This is a genomic window from Campylobacter sp. RKI_CA19_01116 (genome assembly GCF_025771405.1).
In the GTDB taxonomy this organism is placed as follows: domain Bacteria; phylum Campylobacterota; class Campylobacteria; order Campylobacterales; family Campylobacteraceae; genus Campylobacter_D.
In genome coordinates, this window is sequence record NZ_JAKMQF010000026.1 from 1 (window position 1) to 1043 (window position 1043).

Sequence of the window (1043 nt, forward strand, 5' to 3'; positions counted from 1 at the left end):
ATTTTGTATTTTTTTAAGCGGTGAAATATTGTATTTAATAACAAATCCTATTATTACTAGAGCTATAACTAAACTTATTAAACCAATAAATGATTGTTTAATCAGAGCTTCATTTACGGGTTTTGTATATATTTCTTCATCCGCGATTGCGCAAATATTATATCCTAATGAATTTTCTTGACAAATAACTGCTTTATTTTTGTTGTTTTCATCTTTAACTACAAAAAAATTTTTTGATAATTCTCCTGTTTTACCTTCAGGGCTATTAAGATATGTTTTTACTATGTTTTCGGATAATGCAGTTTTTTTAAGCAGTTGCTCTTCAAGTTCATGAAATAATATTACTCCATCATCATCTATAACAACAACAAATCCACTTGCTGATTTTCCCATAGAAAGTACATTTTTTGAAAATGTAGTTAAATCATAATTTCCGCCAACAGCTCCTATAAAACTACCATTAACAACTATAGGGTATGAAAAAGCTAAAGAAGGAGCTTTTAAACTCGGAGCCATATAAGGTTTTGAAATCACAACTTTGTCATTTCCAGAAGCAACACTTGTATACCAAGTTCTAGTTCTTGGATCATAACCATCAGAAGGTGTTTGATGGTTTCCATTAGATCTTATCATTGCACCATTATGCGCAAGTCCTACGTATAATACATCAAAACGGCTTGCTTCTTTGGTTACTCTAACCATATCATAAATTTCTTTAGTGCTTGCACTTGGATTTTTTTTCATTTCAAGCGCAATGGCTTTTACAGCATCACTTCTTGATTCACTGTAGTCTTCAAAATTTTTTGCAACATCCTGTATAGTTTTAATTTGTAAATTATTGATAAGCTCTCTAGTGTCGCGTTTTATTTCTAAATAGTTAAATACATTTGCAATTAATAATATTCCTACTATTGCTAGTCCCACAAAAAAAGTTAGTTTATTTGTTAAAGTTTGAGTAATTTTTTTCATAAAACTCCTTGATAATAAATGTCTTGTCTAGCTAATAAAAATTTCTTGTTTGTTTAACCGATAAACTCTCGCTT

General features: G+C 29.5%; 1 protein-coding gene. It reads right to left on the reverse strand.

The genetic code is table 11. The features are described 5' to 3' along the window. The coding region (locus tag L8U41_RS07830) for a cache domain-containing protein (RefSeq protein WP_263728261.1) at positions 1–969 on the reverse strand (969 nt) is incomplete at its 3' end. Positions 970–1043 lie beyond the last annotated feature (74 nt).